The sequence below is a fragment of the Streptomyces sp. NPDC102283 genome, from assembly GCF_044766265.1.
Lineage (GTDB): Bacteria > Actinomycetota > Actinomycetes > Streptomycetales > Streptomycetaceae > Streptomyces.
In genome coordinates, this window is the sequence record NZ_JBIWLQ010000001.1 from 715491 (window position 1) to 729249 (window position 13759).

13 protein-coding genes are annotated in these 13759 nt (G+C 70.0%); 12 read left to right on the forward strand and 1 reads right to left on the reverse strand.

The features are described 5' to 3' along the window. Positions 1-23: 23 nt before the first annotated feature. Entirely contained in the window at positions 24-1745 is a 1722-nt protein-coding gene (locus tag ACIRJT_RS03505) for a chitinase (RefSeq protein ID WP_403903863.1), read from the reverse strand. 840 nt (positions 1746-2585) lie between these two features. Here ACIRJT_RS03505 and ACIRJT_RS03510 point away from each other — a divergent pair. The 12 genes from ACIRJT_RS03510 (at position 2586) to ACIRJT_RS03565 (ending at position 13741) form a co-directional block, all read left to right on the forward strand. Beyond that, a complete protein-coding gene (locus ACIRJT_RS03510) occupies positions 2586-3452 on the forward strand; it encodes a hypothetical protein (protein WP_403903866.1) in 867 nt (288 codons plus the stop codon). A 320-nt stretch (positions 3453-3772) separates the two neighbouring features. Beyond that, a complete protein-coding gene (gene cpaB, locus ACIRJT_RS03515) occupies positions 3773-4480 on the forward strand; it encodes a Flp pilus assembly protein CpaB (RefSeq protein ID WP_403903868.1) in 708 nt (235 codons plus the stop codon). Between the two features lie 7 nt (positions 4481-4487). After that, positions 4488-5801, forward strand: a complete 1314-nt coding sequence (locus tag ACIRJT_RS03520; RefSeq protein ID WP_403903871.1) for a CpaE family protein — start codon at positions 4488-4490, stop codon at positions 5799-5801. 3 nt (positions 5802-5804) lie between these two features. Then, positions 5805-6275, forward strand: coding sequence for a TadE family protein (locus ACIRJT_RS03525; protein WP_403903873.1), 471 nt, complete (start codon positions 5805-5807; stop codon positions 6273-6275). Further along, complete coding sequence (locus ACIRJT_RS03530; RefSeq protein ID WP_403903875.1) at positions 6275-6685, forward strand: TadE/TadG family type IV pilus assembly protein; 411 nt, start codon at positions 6275-6277, stop codon at positions 6683-6685. The genes ACIRJT_RS03525 and ACIRJT_RS03530 overlap by 1 nt, the downstream gene beginning before the upstream one ends. A gap of 152 nt (positions 6686-6837) precedes the next feature. Further along, on the forward strand, positions 6838-8175 hold the full coding sequence (locus ACIRJT_RS03535) for a CpaF family protein (protein WP_003966653.1): 1338 nt from the start codon (positions 6838-6840) through the stop codon (positions 8173-8175). A gap of 10 nt (positions 8176-8185) precedes the next feature. After that, complete coding sequence (locus ACIRJT_RS03540) at positions 8186-9130, forward strand: type II secretion system F family protein (RefSeq protein ID WP_403903879.1); 945 nt, start codon at positions 8186-8188, stop codon at positions 9128-9130. A gap of 21 nt (positions 9131-9151) precedes the next feature. Further along, positions 9152-10039 (forward strand): DUF5936 domain-containing protein, encoded by an 888-nt coding sequence (locus tag ACIRJT_RS03545; RefSeq protein WP_403903881.1) that lies wholly within the window; start codon positions 9152-9154, stop codon positions 10037-10039. A gap of 170 nt (positions 10040-10209) precedes the next feature. Continuing rightward, the gene (locus ACIRJT_RS03550) at positions 10210-11628 is read left to right on the forward strand and encodes a sensor histidine kinase (protein WP_403903883.1); all 1419 of its coding nucleotides are present in this window, start codon (positions 10210-10212) and stop codon (positions 11626-11628) included. 26 nt (positions 11629-11654) lie between these two features. Then, on the forward strand, positions 11655-12689 hold the full coding sequence (locus ACIRJT_RS03555; RefSeq protein ID WP_403903885.1) for a response regulator: 1035 nt from the start codon (positions 11655-11657) through the stop codon (positions 12687-12689). A gap of 204 nt (positions 12690-12893) precedes the next feature. Beyond that, positions 12894-13124 (forward strand): hypothetical protein, encoded by a 231-nt coding sequence (locus ACIRJT_RS03560; protein ID WP_403903887.1) that lies wholly within the window; start codon positions 12894-12896, stop codon positions 13122-13124. Then, a complete protein-coding gene (locus ACIRJT_RS03565; RefSeq protein WP_403903890.1) occupies positions 13124-13741 on the forward strand; it encodes a pilus assembly protein TadG-related protein in 618 nt (205 codons plus the stop codon). Before ACIRJT_RS03560 ends, ACIRJT_RS03565 begins: the two co-directional genes overlap by 1 nt. Positions 13742-13759 lie beyond the last annotated feature (18 nt).

Sequence of the window (13759 nt, forward strand, 5' to 3'; positions counted from 1 at the left end):
GGTTCCGGGGTGGTGCGGTGTCGTTACGGCAGGCTGCGGACGTGCGGGCCGACCGCCTTCGACCAGGCGAAGCCGGCCGTCGCGTCCCAGTTCGTCGACCAGGTCATCGCGCCGCGCAGCGACGGGTAGGTCTTGGACGGCTTGAACGAACCGCAGTTGGTGCCCTTGGCGAGGCAGTCCAGCGCCGCGTTCACGATCGACGGGGCGACGTAGCCGCTGCCCGCGCCGCGGGTGGAGGCGGGGACGCCGATGCCGACCTGGGACGGGTCGAGGCCGCCCTCCAGCTGGATGCAGGCGAGCGCGGTGAGGAAGTCCACCGAGCCCTGCGAGTAGACCTTGCCGTCACAGCCGAGCATCGAACCGCTGTTGTAGTACTGCATGTTGACGACGGTCAGGATGTCCTTGACGTTGAGCGCCGTCTTGAAGTACTCGCCCGACGTCGACTGCATGTCGATGGTCTGCGGAGCCATCGTGAGGACCAGGCCGGGGCCCGCCTTCGCCGACAGCTGGCGCAGCGCCTTCGTCATGTAGGTGGCGTTGAGGCCGTTCTCCAGGTCGATGTCGACCCCGTTGAAGCCGTAGTCCTGCATCAGCGCGTACACCGAGTTGGAGAACGCGGTGGCGGAGGCGTCGCTGTCGACGCGGACCGTGCCCAGCTCACCGCCGATCGAGATGATGACGTTCTTGCCGGCGGCCTGCTTGGCCTTGATGTCCGAACGGAACTGGGCGTCGGTGTAGCCGTTCAGCCCGGCGGTGTCCAGGTTGAAGGTGACCGCGCCCTGGGTCGCCGTGGCGTCCGCGAAGGAGACCGCGATGATGTCGTAGTCGGCCGGGACGTCGCTGAGCTTCTGGACGGCCGCGCCGTTGTTGAAGTTCTGCCAGTAGCCGGTCACCGCGTGCTTGGGCACGCTGGTCACCGGGCCGGTGCCGTTCTTGGCCGTACGGGCGCTGACGGCGGCCGACTTGACCGACTCGCCGGCCGCGTTGGTGGCGCTCACCGAGAACTGGTAGGCGGTGTCGGCCGTGAGGCCCGTGACGGTCGCCGAGGTTCCGGTGGAGGTGGTGGCCTGCACGCCGTCCCGGTACACCTTGTAGCCCGTGGCGCCGGAGACCGCGTTCCAGGACAGGGCGACGGAGGACGTGGTCGTGGCGCCCGCCGCGAGGCCCGCGGGAGCCGCCGGGATGACCGGTCCGGGCTCCTCGCCGCCACCGCCGTCGGGGCCGGTCACCTCGAAGTCGTCGGCGAGGTAGGCGGCCTGGCCGTACCAGCCGTGGGTGTAGACGGTCACCGAGGTGGTGTTCGCGCCGGTCTTGAAGCTGGTGGACAGCTTGGTCCAGGTGGTCGAGCCCGGCGTCCAGGTGGAGACGTCGGTGGTTCCGGTGCCGCTCACGCCGAGGTAGGCGTAGCCGCCCTGCACCCAGGAGCTGAGCGCGTACGTCGAGTTGGGCTTGACCTTGACGGCCTGCGAACACTTGGCGTTGTCCTGGCCGGCCGGCGTGGCCTTCAGCGCGGACGTACCGCCGTGCACGGGGGAGGAGACGACGGCGCCGCTGTTCCCGGCGCAGGTCCAGTTGGCCAGGCCCGACTCGAAGCCCGCGTTCTTGGCGTTGTTGACGTCGGCTGCCTGGGCGGTGCTGACGAGGCCGGTGACGGTCAGGGCCGCGGCCGCGATGACGGCCATGGTGCCGCCGAGCACGGGACGGGAGCGACGCCTTCTGCGACTGCTGCCTGCGGAGCGTTCCACTGGTTCCTCCGTGGGGAGTTGGTGGCCTGGCGGGGGTCGTGCAGGAGTGCCGTACGGACGACGGGCCGGGGCTGCACGGGGTGGGCCGGGCGGAGCGGGGGGCCGTGACGGTGCATCACGGTGAAGCGGATGAAGCGGGGTGAAGCGCGGTGGGTCGGGGGTGAAGCGCCGCGCATCAGGGTGAAGCACGGTGGATCAGGGGTGAAGCGGGGGTGTCGTGCGGCAGTGGGGCAAGGGGTGCTGAACCGGGGACGGCGAACACGGGGTGTCCTGCCGGGAGCGGTGGCCACCGCTTGGCGCATAAAACTGGTCCAGACCAATCAAGTTGTCAAGACCTTTGGCGGTGAAAAGCCTTCCGCGAGGCTCGGTGCGGGGCCGCGCGGCCGCCCCTTCGACGGGGCGCCCGAGGGTTCGTGGAGGGTGCCGGACCGGGGTTTTTTCCGCCGGGGGCGACTCCGCGACCGTACATCGCCCCCCGCACGGGTGATCTTGCGGTAGTTCTTCGAACGGTCACGGAAACGCCCTTACGAAAAGGAGGCCGACGCCCCGGAATCTCGTCTGACGTGCGCGAATGGATACATGATCGAAGACCGGACGCAGGCTTCGGTAACGCTCCGCAGCGGTAACCGAGTTGGGCGGAATCGATTTCGTCCCGTTTAGCACCGGGGACCCGTAGGAACGGTGTTCGCATGATGCCGTACTGGTCTCCGATAACTGTTCTCTGCCTGGTGAGACGTGGCTAAAGTGCTGGGTCAGGAGCACGGAGCAGGAGCGATTGCGGCCGACGTCCCCACGTCGACCGGAGCCGAAACGGGGAAGAGCGTGCCGACCGCAATAGCAGTGACGAGCGCAGACCTGGTGCTGCCGCCCATCGACCAGCAGACACCGACCGCCGCTCTGCTCCAGGCCCCCGAGGCCCAGGTGCTGGAGCTGGCGATCGGCGACATGCACCTGCTGCTGGAGCAGCACGGGTATGTGATCGCCCTCTATCCCGCGAGTATCCGGCCCGAGCACGAACGTCGCCTGCACTCGATCCGCTCGGTGCTGGAGAGCGACCGGATCGCCCTGGTCAAGGTGGACCTCCCTCCCCTCGGCCTCGCCGTACTGGTGCGCCAGCTCCGGCAGTTGTCCCTCTGCGACTTCAGCCCCGGGGTGGTCGCCTCCGCCGCCCGGCTGCTCTCGCACTACATCTACGCGGGCGCCCTCCTCAACTCCGTCGCCCGCCTCGACCGGGTCCCGGTCAGCCTCAAGAGCCACGCCACGTCCTGGGTCCCCGGATCACAGTTCGTCGTGCTCGCCGGCCCCGAGTCGCAGCTGCTGAAGGTGGGTCCGACCGTCGAACCGCCTGCGGGACCGGACTTCGGCACGCATCTTCTGGTCGCCAAAGGGAATCTGCAGTCGGACTGGGTACAGGAGACCCTCGCGCCCGCCTGGAAGGTCCAGGCCATTCACGATGCCACGGTCCCGTCCGACTCGCCGCGCTGGTGGGGCACGGGAAAGCTGGTGGAGTTCGCCGCCCACCTCCCGGACCTCTCCATGCTCTACCAGCTGGTCTCCTCCGTACGCCGGGAAAAGTGCCACTGGTGCGCCATGGAACTCATCGGCGACCGCTGCGCATTCTGTTCCGCTCCCCTCGCGGCTTCGGAGAACCACATGCTCCCCACCGGTGTCCTCCACCACGGGGCCGCCGAATCGCCCGGCCCCTAGCGCGACCGCCCCTCCCCGCAGGACCGCTCCTCCCGGTTCCTGCCCGCAGCCCCCGCAGTACCCGCAGTCCCCGCAGTCCCCGCAGTCCCCGCAGTCCCCGCACGAGACCGTCCCCGTAGTCCCCGCTCCCGTCGGCCCGCGGCAGCGCGCCACCGCAGATGTAAGCGCGTAACCGCTCCACTTCACCACCGCTCCACTTCACCACCGGTCCACCGTTCCACCGCTTCTCCGCAGATGTATGCGCGTAACCGCTCCACCGCACGGCTCTCCCTGTCCGCCGTCCGTCCCACGCATCCGATTCGAACGAGGTTGTCCGGACCATGAACTCCCGCCAGCGCCGCGGCGTGATACTCCTGCTCCTGTCGGTCCTGTGTGCCTTCGCGGCCTTCGCCGGCGTGCTCTCGGTGATCAGCGACGTCAAATCGAAGGTCGGCCCCGAGGTGACGGCGTACCAGCTGAAGACCGACGTGGCTCCGTATACCGCCCTGAACAGCGGTCAGTTCGAGAAGATCGAGATGCCCGAACGCTGGCTCTCGAGGAACGCCGTGACCGACCTGCAAGAGGTCCAGTCGAAGATCGCGGTCACCCAGCTCCGCAAAGGCTCGCTGCTCCAGTCGGACATGATGGTCCGCAAGCCCGAACTCCGGGCCGGTGAGCAGGAGATCGCCATCATGATCGACGCCTCCACCGGCGTCGCGGGCAAGATCACCCCCGGCGCGACGGTCAACATCTACGCCACGTTCGCCGGTGAGCAGCAGGGCGCCGCGGCCCAGTCCAAGGTCATCGTCTCCAACGCCAAGGTGCTGGACGTCGGCGAGCTGACCGCGCTCGACCCCAGCGCGGACGACCGGGGCACCCGGGCGACCGAGGCCGTGCCGATCACCTTCGCCCTGAACACGCTGGACACCCAGCGCGTCGCCTACGCCGAGTCCTTCGCGGAGCACGTGCGCCTCGCGCTCGTCGCCCCGGGCAGCGACGGCACCATCCGCCCGGGGGACCGCACCTACACGCTCGACAAGGACAAGTGAGGATGGGATGACCACCAGAATCCTCCCCGCCGTCGGTGACCTCGACGCGGCCCGCTCCGTCACCACCCTGCTCAGCCAACTGCCCGACGCCGAACCCGCGACCCCGGTCGGCGACTCGACCCAGCTCATCGACACCCTGGCCCGCCTCGCGGGCGAGGCGATCGACGAACTGCCCGAGGTGGTGCTGGTCCACGAGCGGATCGGCCCGGTGCCGGCCCTGGAGCTGGTCCGGGAGGTGTCGATGCGCTTCCCGTCCGTGGGCGTCGTCATGATCACCGCGGACGCCAGCCCGAGCCTCTTCGCCGACGCGATGGACTCCGGGGCGCGCGGCCTCGTCACTCTGCCGCTGAGCTACGAGGAACTGGCCAACCGCGTCCAGGCGGCCGCCCAGTGGTCCTCCGGCGTACGCCGCCACCTCACCTCCGCGAACGACGTCTTCACCGGCCCCGGCGGCACGGTGGTCACGGTCACCGGCGCGAAGGGCGGCGTCGGCGCGACCGTCACCGCCATCCAGCTCGCCCTGGCCGCGCAGGCGTCCGGCAACACGGTGGCCCTGGTGGACATGGACCTCCAGACCGGGGACATCGCCTCGTTCCTCGACGTCCAGTTCCGCCGCTCCCTGGTCGACCTCGCCCTGATCACCGACATCTCGCCCCGGGTGCTGTCCGACGCGGTGTTCTCCCACTCCACCGGCCTCGCCCTGCTCCTCGCCCCCGGCGAGGGCGAACGCGGGGAGGAGGTCAGCGACCGCTCGGCCCGCCAGATCGTCAGCGCGCTCCGCACCCGCTACGAGATCGTCGTCATCGACTGCGGCGGCCAGATGAACGGGGCCAACGCCGCGGCCATCGAGATGGCGGACGTGGCCCTGCTGGTCACGACCCCGGACGTGGTCGCGGTGCGCGGCGCGAAACGCATCGTACGGATGTGGGAACGGCTCCAGATCCGCAAGGCCGAGGAGACGATCACCCTCGTCAACCGCTTCACCCGCAACACCGAGATCCAGCCGCCGCTGATCCAGAAGATCACCGGCACCCGGGTCGCCTCGGCGGCGGTCCCCGCGAACTTCAAGGAGCTCCAGGCGTCCATCGACTCCGGACGCCTGCACGAGCTGGACGCCAAGAGCACGGTCAAGCAGGCGCTCTGGGGTCTGGCCGGAGAGCTGGGCATCGTCAAGGAGAGCGCGACGGCGAAGAAGAGCGGTGGTGCCCTGGTCAAGAGGAACGGCGGCGCCTTCAAGAACGACCGGGGCTCGATCGGACGCCCGCGCCGCCGGCGCGACGGCTCCGGCCGCGGGCCCGGAGACTCCGAGGGGACACGTTGAGCGATGACCACCACAAGGACGGCACGGAGCGGCATACGGGGGCGGATCACCGCCCTACGTGAGCGCCGGCACGGGACCGGGTACGGCAACGGGACCGGGAACCGGAGACGGGACCGGGACCGCGGTCAGACCGCGATCGAGTTCCTCGGCATGACCCCCTTCATCATCCTGATCATGCTCGTGCTCTGGGAGTGCGCCCTGATCGGCTACACCTTCAGCCTCGCGGGCAACGCGGCGGACGTGGGCGCGCGCAAGGGCAGCGGGGCGGAGTTCGCGCCCGGACTCGCCTGCCGGGAGGGCGCGCTGAAGGATCTGCCCGACGCCTGGACTGAGGGTGTTGTCGTCAAGTGCCGCGGTGGCAGCCGCCTGTACGAGGCCACGGTGGAGCTGAAGGTCCCGGTGCTGGTGCCGGGCCTGTTCGACCTCGACACCAAGATCAAGGGCACGGCCGGGTCGCCGATGGAGGACCAGTGATGACGACGACGCGTCCGCATGACGAGCGCACCCGTCCCGCACGCGCGAGGGGCGACCGGGGCCAGGTCGCCATGGAGTACCTCGGCTTCCTCCCTCTGCTGCTCCTCGTCGCGATGGCGGCGATCCAGCTGGGCCTGGCCGCGTACGCCGCCAGCCAGGCGGGCACGGCCGCGCGCGCCGGAGCCCGTACGGAAGCCAGCGTGGACGCCCGGGGGAGCGGCCGTTCCAACGCCCGCGACGCCGTGAGCGACTGGGTGGAGAAGGGCGGATTCCGCTACCGCACGAGCGGCGGACGGGACATCACGGTCACGGTCCGGGTCAAGGTGCCCTCCGTGGTGCCGGGACTGGACGACTGGTGGGCGGAGCGGAGCACGACCATGCCCAACGAGAAGTCCCGGATCCGTTTCTGACCCCCACCGCCACTCCTTCTCGCACCCCCGACTTCCACTCCCGCCCCCACCCCCACTCCCGCCCCACCCCCACCTCCGGCCCCGGTCCTGACCCGGCCGGACCGGACCTGCCGGACCAGCACCGTCCGCGAACACCGAGGAGAGCTACGCCGATGAGCCTGCGGGCACGCATGACCGCTCCTGAGGAACAGGGCGGGGCACGGGAGGACGGCCACATGGTGGCCACCTACCGGGCCAAGCTGCTGGAGGAGATCGACCTCGCGGAGATGTCCTCGCTGGCCGCCGCCGACCGGCGGGCCCGGCTGGAGCGCGTTCTCGGCCACATCATCAGCCGCGAGGGCCCGGTCCTCTCCACCGTCGAACGCTCGCAGCTGATCCGCCGCGTCGTCGACGAGGCGCTCGGACTCGGCATCCTGGAACCGCTCCTGGAGGACGCGTCCATCACCGAGATCATGGTCAACGGCCCCGACCAGATCTTCGTCGAGCGCAACGGCAGGGTCGAACAGCTCCCGATGCGCTTCGGCTCCCACGAACAGCTGATGCAGACCATCGAGCGCATCGTGTCGACCGTCAACCGCCGCGTCGACGAGTCCAACCCGATGGTCGACGCCCGCCTGCCCAGCGGCGAACGTGTCAACGTGATCATCCCGCCGCTCTCGCTGACCGGCGCGACGCTCACCATCCGGCGCTTCCCGCGCTCCTTCACGCTCCAGGAGATGATCGGCTTCGGTTCGCTGGACGAACAGATGCTGGTGCTGCTCGCCGGACTGGTGCAGGCGAAGCTCAACATCATCGTCTCGGGGGCCACCGGCACCGGCAAGACGACCCTCCTCAACGCGCTGTCCGGACTGATCCCGAACATCGAGCGCATCGTCACCATCGAGGACTCCGCCGAGCTCCAGCTCCAGCAGAGCCACGTCATCCGGCTGGAGACCCGCCCGGCGAACGTCGAGGGCAAGGGCCAGATCACCATCCGCGACCTGGTCCGCAACTCGCTGCGTATGCGCCCCGACCGCATCGTGGTCGGTGAGGTCCGAGGCGGCGAGTCCCTCGACATGCTCCAGGCGATGTCCACCGGTCACGACGGTTCGCTGGCCACCGTCCACGCCAACAGCGCCGAGGACGCGCTGATGCGTCTGCAGACCCTCGCCTCGATGTCGGAGGTCGAGATCCCCTTCGAGGCGCTGCACGACCAGATCAACAGTGCCGTCGACGTGATCGTCCAGCTCACCCGGCACGCCGACGGCACCAGGAAGATCACCGAGATCGCCGTCCTGGACTCGCACGGCCGCGACCCGTACCGCATCGTCACGGTCGCGCGGTTCAACGCACAGCCGATGGCCCCCGACGGCCGCATCTACGGCGACTTCCAGTACCTCCCGCTGCCCCGGAAGCTCGCCGAGCGCCTCTACCTGGCCAGTCAGCCCATCCCGCAGGCGTTCGGCGTCGCCCAGTCCGCCGAACAGCTCGCCACCCGAGAGGCCAACTAGGTACCGAGCCATGGACAACGTCAACCTCCCCCTGGTCACCATCGGTGTCACGCTGCTGGCCTGCGTACTCGGCGTGATCGGCCTGCACGCCTACTCCGGCGGCAAGGCCGACCGCGACGCCCTCGTCGACCGGCTCTCCCACGTCGGGCAGATCCCGGAGACGGGCCGCCCCCGCCGCTTCAAGGGGTTCGACCGCAGACTGCGCGCCACCGCGCTCGGCCGGAAACTGGAGCTGAAGCTCGCGGCGACCGGCATGGACATCACGCCCGGCGAGTTCTTCGTCTACGCGCTCGTCGCGATGGCGGGGCTCTGGATGATCGCCTCCTCCATCCTCGCCGCCTTCTTCGGCCCGGTCGCCGCCCTGATCGGCCTCTGGGGCACCAACGCGTTCCTCAACTGGCAGCGGGTCAAGCGCACCGAGCGCTTCATCAACCAGCTCCCCGAGCTCTCCCGGATCCTCGCCAACGCCACCCAGGCGGGCCTGGCCCTGCGCACCTCGCTGTCGATGGCGGCCGAGGAACTGGAGGACCCGGCCGGCGAGGAGCTGGCCCGGGTCGCCAGGCGGCTGGCCGTCGGCGAGCCGCTGGAGGACGCGCTCAGCGAGCTGACCGACCGCCTGCCGTCCCGCGAACTCGTCGTCCTGGTCACCACGTTGGTCCTCTCCAACCGGGCCGGCGGTACGGTCGTCAGCTCGCTGCGCAACCTCACCGAGACCTTGGAGGAGCGCAAGGAGACCCGCCGCGAGGTCAAGACCCAGCTCTCCCAGGTCACCGTGACCGCCTACGCGGTGCCCCTCTTCGGAATCGGCGCGATGCTGCTGATGAACTCGGTCATGCCCGGCGCGCTGGACCGGATGACGGGGGCGTTCTTCGGCCAGGCGGCGGTGGTCGTGGCCATCGCTCTATACGCCATCGGCTTCATGGTCATCCGCCGCCTGTCCCGTATCGACGTCTGACGAGCTGGAAGAAGAACCGCCATGGACCTGCTGCTAGCCCTGGTCGTCGGCCTCGCCGTCTACGGGGCCATCCACGGCATCCGGATGTACCGGGCCGACGCCAAACTCCCCAGCGACCTGGCCGTCGCCCTGGAGTCCGGGGCCTCCCGCACCAGCGCGGTCGGCTCCGGCATCGACCGCCTCGGCATCCGCTGGGCCCCCATGGTGCTGCGGATGATGGGCCCCAAGGCCGTCAGCAAGAAGCGCCGCCAGATCGACCTGGCGGGCAACCCCGGTGGCCTCACCCTCGACCGCTACGCGGCCCGCCGCGCGGTCTACGGCGCGCTGGGCGTCCTCGGCGCGTTCTCGATGCTCCTGCGCGGCCAGCTTTTCCTGGCCCTCCTGATGGTCGCCTTCGGCCTGTTCTGGGTGGAGGCCGGGATCTGGTCGGCGATCCGGGTGCGCCGCGAACACATCGAGCGGACCCTGCCCGACTTCCTGGACGTCCTGGCCGTCGTCGTCTCGGCCGGACTCGGCTTCCGGCAGGCGCTGGACCGGGTCGCGGAGAAGTACGAAGGCCCCTGGTCGGACGAACTGCGCATCACACTCCGGCAGATGGACATGGGCGTCAGCCGCCGCCAGGCCTTCGAGGAACTGCGCAGACGCAACGACTCCGAACAGGTCGCCATGTTCGTCACGACGCTCCAGCAGGGCGAGGAGCTGGGCGCTCCGATCGTCGAGACGCTCATCCAGATCGCCAACGACATGCGCCGCACCGACGCCCAGAACGCCCGCCGCAAGGCGGCGAGGGCGATCCCGAAGGCCACGTTCGCGGTGACCACGTTCCTCCTCCCGGGCACGCTGCTCCTCCTCACCGTCGGATTCGTGTACGGAGCCGACGTCGACCTCACGTCCCTCACGGGCGGATGACATGAACGGCGGGCGGGATGACATGAACGACGGGCCGGATGGGGACGGAACTCCTACGTTCCGGAACGCCTGCTGAAGCGATCGGCCGGCCATACGGAGCAGGAGCGTTACGGAGCACGAGCGTTACGGAGCGCGAGCGTTACGGGGAACGAGACGGAGGTGACAGGCACATGGCATTCCAGCTCGGCGGAGCCCAGCCCGGACTGACGGCGGAGCTGACCCGCGCCCACACCGGCACCCCGGCCCGCCCGGCGTTCGCCATCCAGGTCAACGCCCTCCAGGCGATGTGCCGCCAGGTCTTCGGCTTCCGGCTGGCAATGATCGCGATAGCGACCCCGTACGCCATCGACCGCACCGCCCCAGGCCTGCCCACCTGGTTCGTCGGCTCGGCGGTCCTCGTCACCTTCATGGGCTCGTACCTGCTGTTCCGGGACTGGGAGCGGTTCGGCCCGGTGCTCCTGCGCCATCCCTGGCTCCTGGCCGTCGACGTGTTCTTCGGCGCGCTGCTGCTGATCACGGCGACCCCCGAGTCGACCCTCGCGTACGTCACCGTCTGCACCCCGCTGCTGGCGGGCCTGATCCAGGGCTGGCGCGGCGCCGCGGTCTTCGCGGCGCTCCAGGTGGTCATCGTCTTCGGCGTGTACGCGAGCGTCCCGAAGCTGGAGCCGGGCGGGGCGCCGGCCCTGCTCCTGCCCGGCTTCTGCGTGATCGCCGGAGCGGTCGGGGTCACCCTGCGCAACCTCCTCCTGCGCTTCGGGACGGCCACCCAGGCGCTCACCGAGACCCGGGCGCGGCTGGCGGTGAACGAGGCGGTGGAGGGCGAGCGCACCCGCCTGGCCCGGGAGATGCACGACTCGGTCGCCAAGACCCTGCACGGCCTGGCGCTGGCCGCCGACGGACTGGCGGGCTCGGCCGACCGCATGGACCCGCCCACCGTGAAACTCCAGGCGGAATTGGTCGCCCGCGCCGCCCGCCGGGCCGCCGCCGAATCCCGGGAACTGCTCACCGACCTGCGCCGGGAACAGGGCCTGGAAGGCGGAGTCGACCTGCTCGCGGAACTGGCCTCCCACGCACAGGACTTCACCGACCACCACCCGGTCACAGCCACCTTCCGCCGCCTCGCCGATGGGACACCGGTGCCGCCCGTGCCGCAGGCGGTCGCCCGACACCTCCTCGCCGTCGCCTCCGAGGCCCTGGAGAACGCCCACCGCCACGCCGGTCCCTCCTACCTGATCGTCCTCGCGGGCGTGCAGGGCGACATGCTCCGCCTCAGCGTGTACGACGACGGGTGCGGCCTGCCCGCCGGAACGACGCTCGACACCCTCCGCCGGGCCGGCCACTTCGGCCTCGTCGGCATGGTCGAGCGGGCCGCCTCCATCGGGGCCCGCATCCGGATCGGCCGGGGGAACGCGGAGAAGGGCACGGAGGTGCGGGTGGAGCTCCCCCTGGCGGCGCTGACGAGCCCGGGAGCCGGGGAGCGCACCCCGTCGCCCTCCCCGCCCACCGCCGCGTCGCAGACCTCACTGCCGCTCTCACCACCGCTCTCGCCGTCGCTCGCGCCCGAGAACGTCACGACCCCCCACCCATGACCCCGACCCTGAGAGGAGGTCGCAGCATGCCGGACGATGTCTCCCCCGCGCCGAACCGCAACGGGGCGCCGGCTCACCACCACGCCCCCCAGCACACGTCGACGCACATCCCGCTCGCCCAGGCCCCCGGTCCCGCCGGCCGGCCCGGACACCAGCACACTGCGATCCAGCACGCAGCCGTACCGGCGCCGCCCCCCGCGTTCGGAGGGCCCACCGCGTCCCCCTTCCCACCGGCCCCCGCGGCTCCCGAACCGGCCCGGCTCCGGGTGGTGGTCGCGGACGACAACCCGGTGGTCCGGGCGGGTCTGGGCGTCCTGCTCTCGGGCCGGGCCGACATCCAGGTCGTGGCGGAGGCGGCGGACGGCCGCGAGGCCTACGAGGAGACGCTCCAGCACCGCCCCGACGTGGTCCTGCTCGACGTCCGGATGCCCGGCGTGGACGGCATCTCGGCCCTGCCGCACCTGGTCGGCATCGCGCCCGTGCTGATGCTGACGTACAGCCGCGAGAGCGAGATCGTCCACGAGGCGCTGCGCCTGGGCGCGGGCGGCTACCTGGTGCACGGGGAGTTCACGGCGGACCAACTGGTCCGGGCGGTGCGCGACACGAAGGACGGCCGCGCCAACTTCACCGCCACGGCGGCCGACGCCCTGCTGGCCCACATGCGCCTGGGGTCGGCCCCGCCCCGAGGCCCCCTGCCCGAAGGACTCGGATCGGCGCTGACTACAGCGCCCGTACCTGTGCACGTACCGCCACGCCCCCGCGAAACTTCGGAAAGTCTTTCGCAACTGCAACCTTCTGTGGGACAGTCTTCTCTATCCGGGGGGTCGGTTCTCACCCCCAACAGGCAGCAGTACAAGCTGAGTTCGCGGGAGGTGGAGGTCATGGACCTGATTGCGTCCGGAATGAGTAATCAGCAGATCGCCGCCACCTGCTTCATCAGTGAGAAGACGGTCAAGAACCACATCAACCGCATCTTCACGAAGCTCCACAGTGCCAGCCGCAGCGAGGCGATCGCCCACTGGCTCGGCACCGCGCCCCGGAACCCCGGGCGGCAGCCATGACCGAGCGATCGCGCAACGGGAATACCGGGGAAGCCTTTTGGGCCCGGGAATGGGCCCACGGGCCCTCTGCGGCAGCAGTGGTTCTCCCTTATGTTTCTCACGTCGCCAACGGCACCGGCCGGGAGGAAGCCGGTACTGGGGGCGGCACCGCAGGAATGTGCGAGTCGGCCGGTAACCGGTCGGCCGAACCCGGAGGGGAACACCATGTCGAACATCACCCTGAAGACCGCCGTCCGCGTCAACGGCTGGGCCGACACCGCCGTCAGCAGCATCCAGAAGCGCTACGCGGCGAAGGACCGGGGACAGACGGCGTTCGAGTACCTGGGCATCATTCTGGTGGTCGTGGCGATCATCGGTGCGATCGCGGCAGCCGGGATCGGCGGAAACATCTCGGAGCGCATCACCGGACTGGTGACTGCCATCACCTCTGGCTGATGCGTACACGTCCACGCGGCGACGCAGGGCAGGCCTTCCCCATCTACATCATGATGGTGGCGGGCCTGCTCTTCCTCGCGTTGGCCTTCTTCGCCGTCGGCAAGGCCTCGGCCTTGCGCAATGATTCCCAGGGCGCGGCGGACGCCGCCGCGCTGGCCGCCGCGCAGAAGGCACGCGCCAACTTCGGGCTCGGATTCCTCAACTCGCTGCGCGCCAACGCGCTGGATGCCTTCCTCATCGCGCCTTTCGCCCCGCCCTGTGCCGAGGCGCAACGGCTGGCCAACGCCAACGAAGCCGACACGAACTCCTGCACACCTACGTCCGGCTATCTGCGGGACCTGATCACGGTCGCGGTCGAGGGCCGTGATCCGGTGGACTCGCCGGTGCTCCCCGGCTCGGAGGACAAAGTCGCCAAGGCCAAGGCCACCGCGCTCATCGAGTTCCGCTGCCCCAATCCGAAGGTCATCGACGCCGACAGTAACGGCTACCCGGAGGCGTTCATCTTCACGTGCCTGAGCGGTGATGTCGTCACGATCGCGACGGCCGACATCGAGCGGCCCGGCCTGTGGGAGAGCGTGAGCAGGACCCTCTTCGACGTGCGGTTGGTCGACCAGTGACAGCGAAGCGAACGACGA

Excerpts from the sequence above, each read along its gene's own strand:
- cpaB (WP_403903868.1), top strand. The coding sequence starts at position 3,773 with ATGAACTCCCGCCAGCGCCGCGGCGTGATACTCCTGCTCCTGTCGGTC.
- ACIRJT_RS03520 (WP_403903871.1), top strand. The coding sequence starts at position 4,488 with ATGACCACCAGAATCCTCCCCGCCGTCGGTGACCTCGACGCGGCCCGC.
- ACIRJT_RS03525 (WP_403903873.1), top strand. The coding sequence starts at position 5,805 with ATGACCACCACAAGGACGGCACGGAGCGGCATACGGGGGCGGATCACC.
- ACIRJT_RS03530 (WP_403903875.1), top strand. The coding sequence starts at position 6,275 with ATGACGACGACGCGTCCGCATGACGAGCGCACCCGTCCCGCACGCGCG.
- ACIRJT_RS03535 (WP_003966653.1), top strand. The coding sequence starts at position 6,838 with ATGAGCCTGCGGGCACGCATGACCGCTCCTGAGGAACAGGGCGGGGCA.
- ACIRJT_RS03540 (WP_403903879.1), top strand. The coding sequence starts at position 8,186 with ATGGACAACGTCAACCTCCCCCTGGTCACCATCGGTGTCACGCTGCTG.
- ACIRJT_RS03545 (WP_403903881.1), top strand. The coding sequence starts at position 9,152 with ATGGACCTGCTGCTAGCCCTGGTCGTCGGCCTCGCCGTCTACGGGGCC.
- ACIRJT_RS03550 (WP_403903883.1), top strand. The coding sequence starts at position 10,210 with ATGGCATTCCAGCTCGGCGGAGCCCAGCCCGGACTGACGGCGGAGCTG.
- ACIRJT_RS03555 (WP_403903885.1), top strand. The coding sequence starts at position 11,655 with ATGCCGGACGATGTCTCCCCCGCGCCGAACCGCAACGGGGCGCCGGCT.
- ACIRJT_RS03560 (WP_403903887.1), top strand. The coding sequence starts at position 12,894 with ATGTCGAACATCACCCTGAAGACCGCCGTCCGCGTCAACGGCTGGGCC.
- ACIRJT_RS03565 (WP_403903890.1), top strand. The coding sequence starts at position 13,124 with ATGCGTACACGTCCACGCGGCGACGCAGGGCAGGCCTTCCCCATCTAC.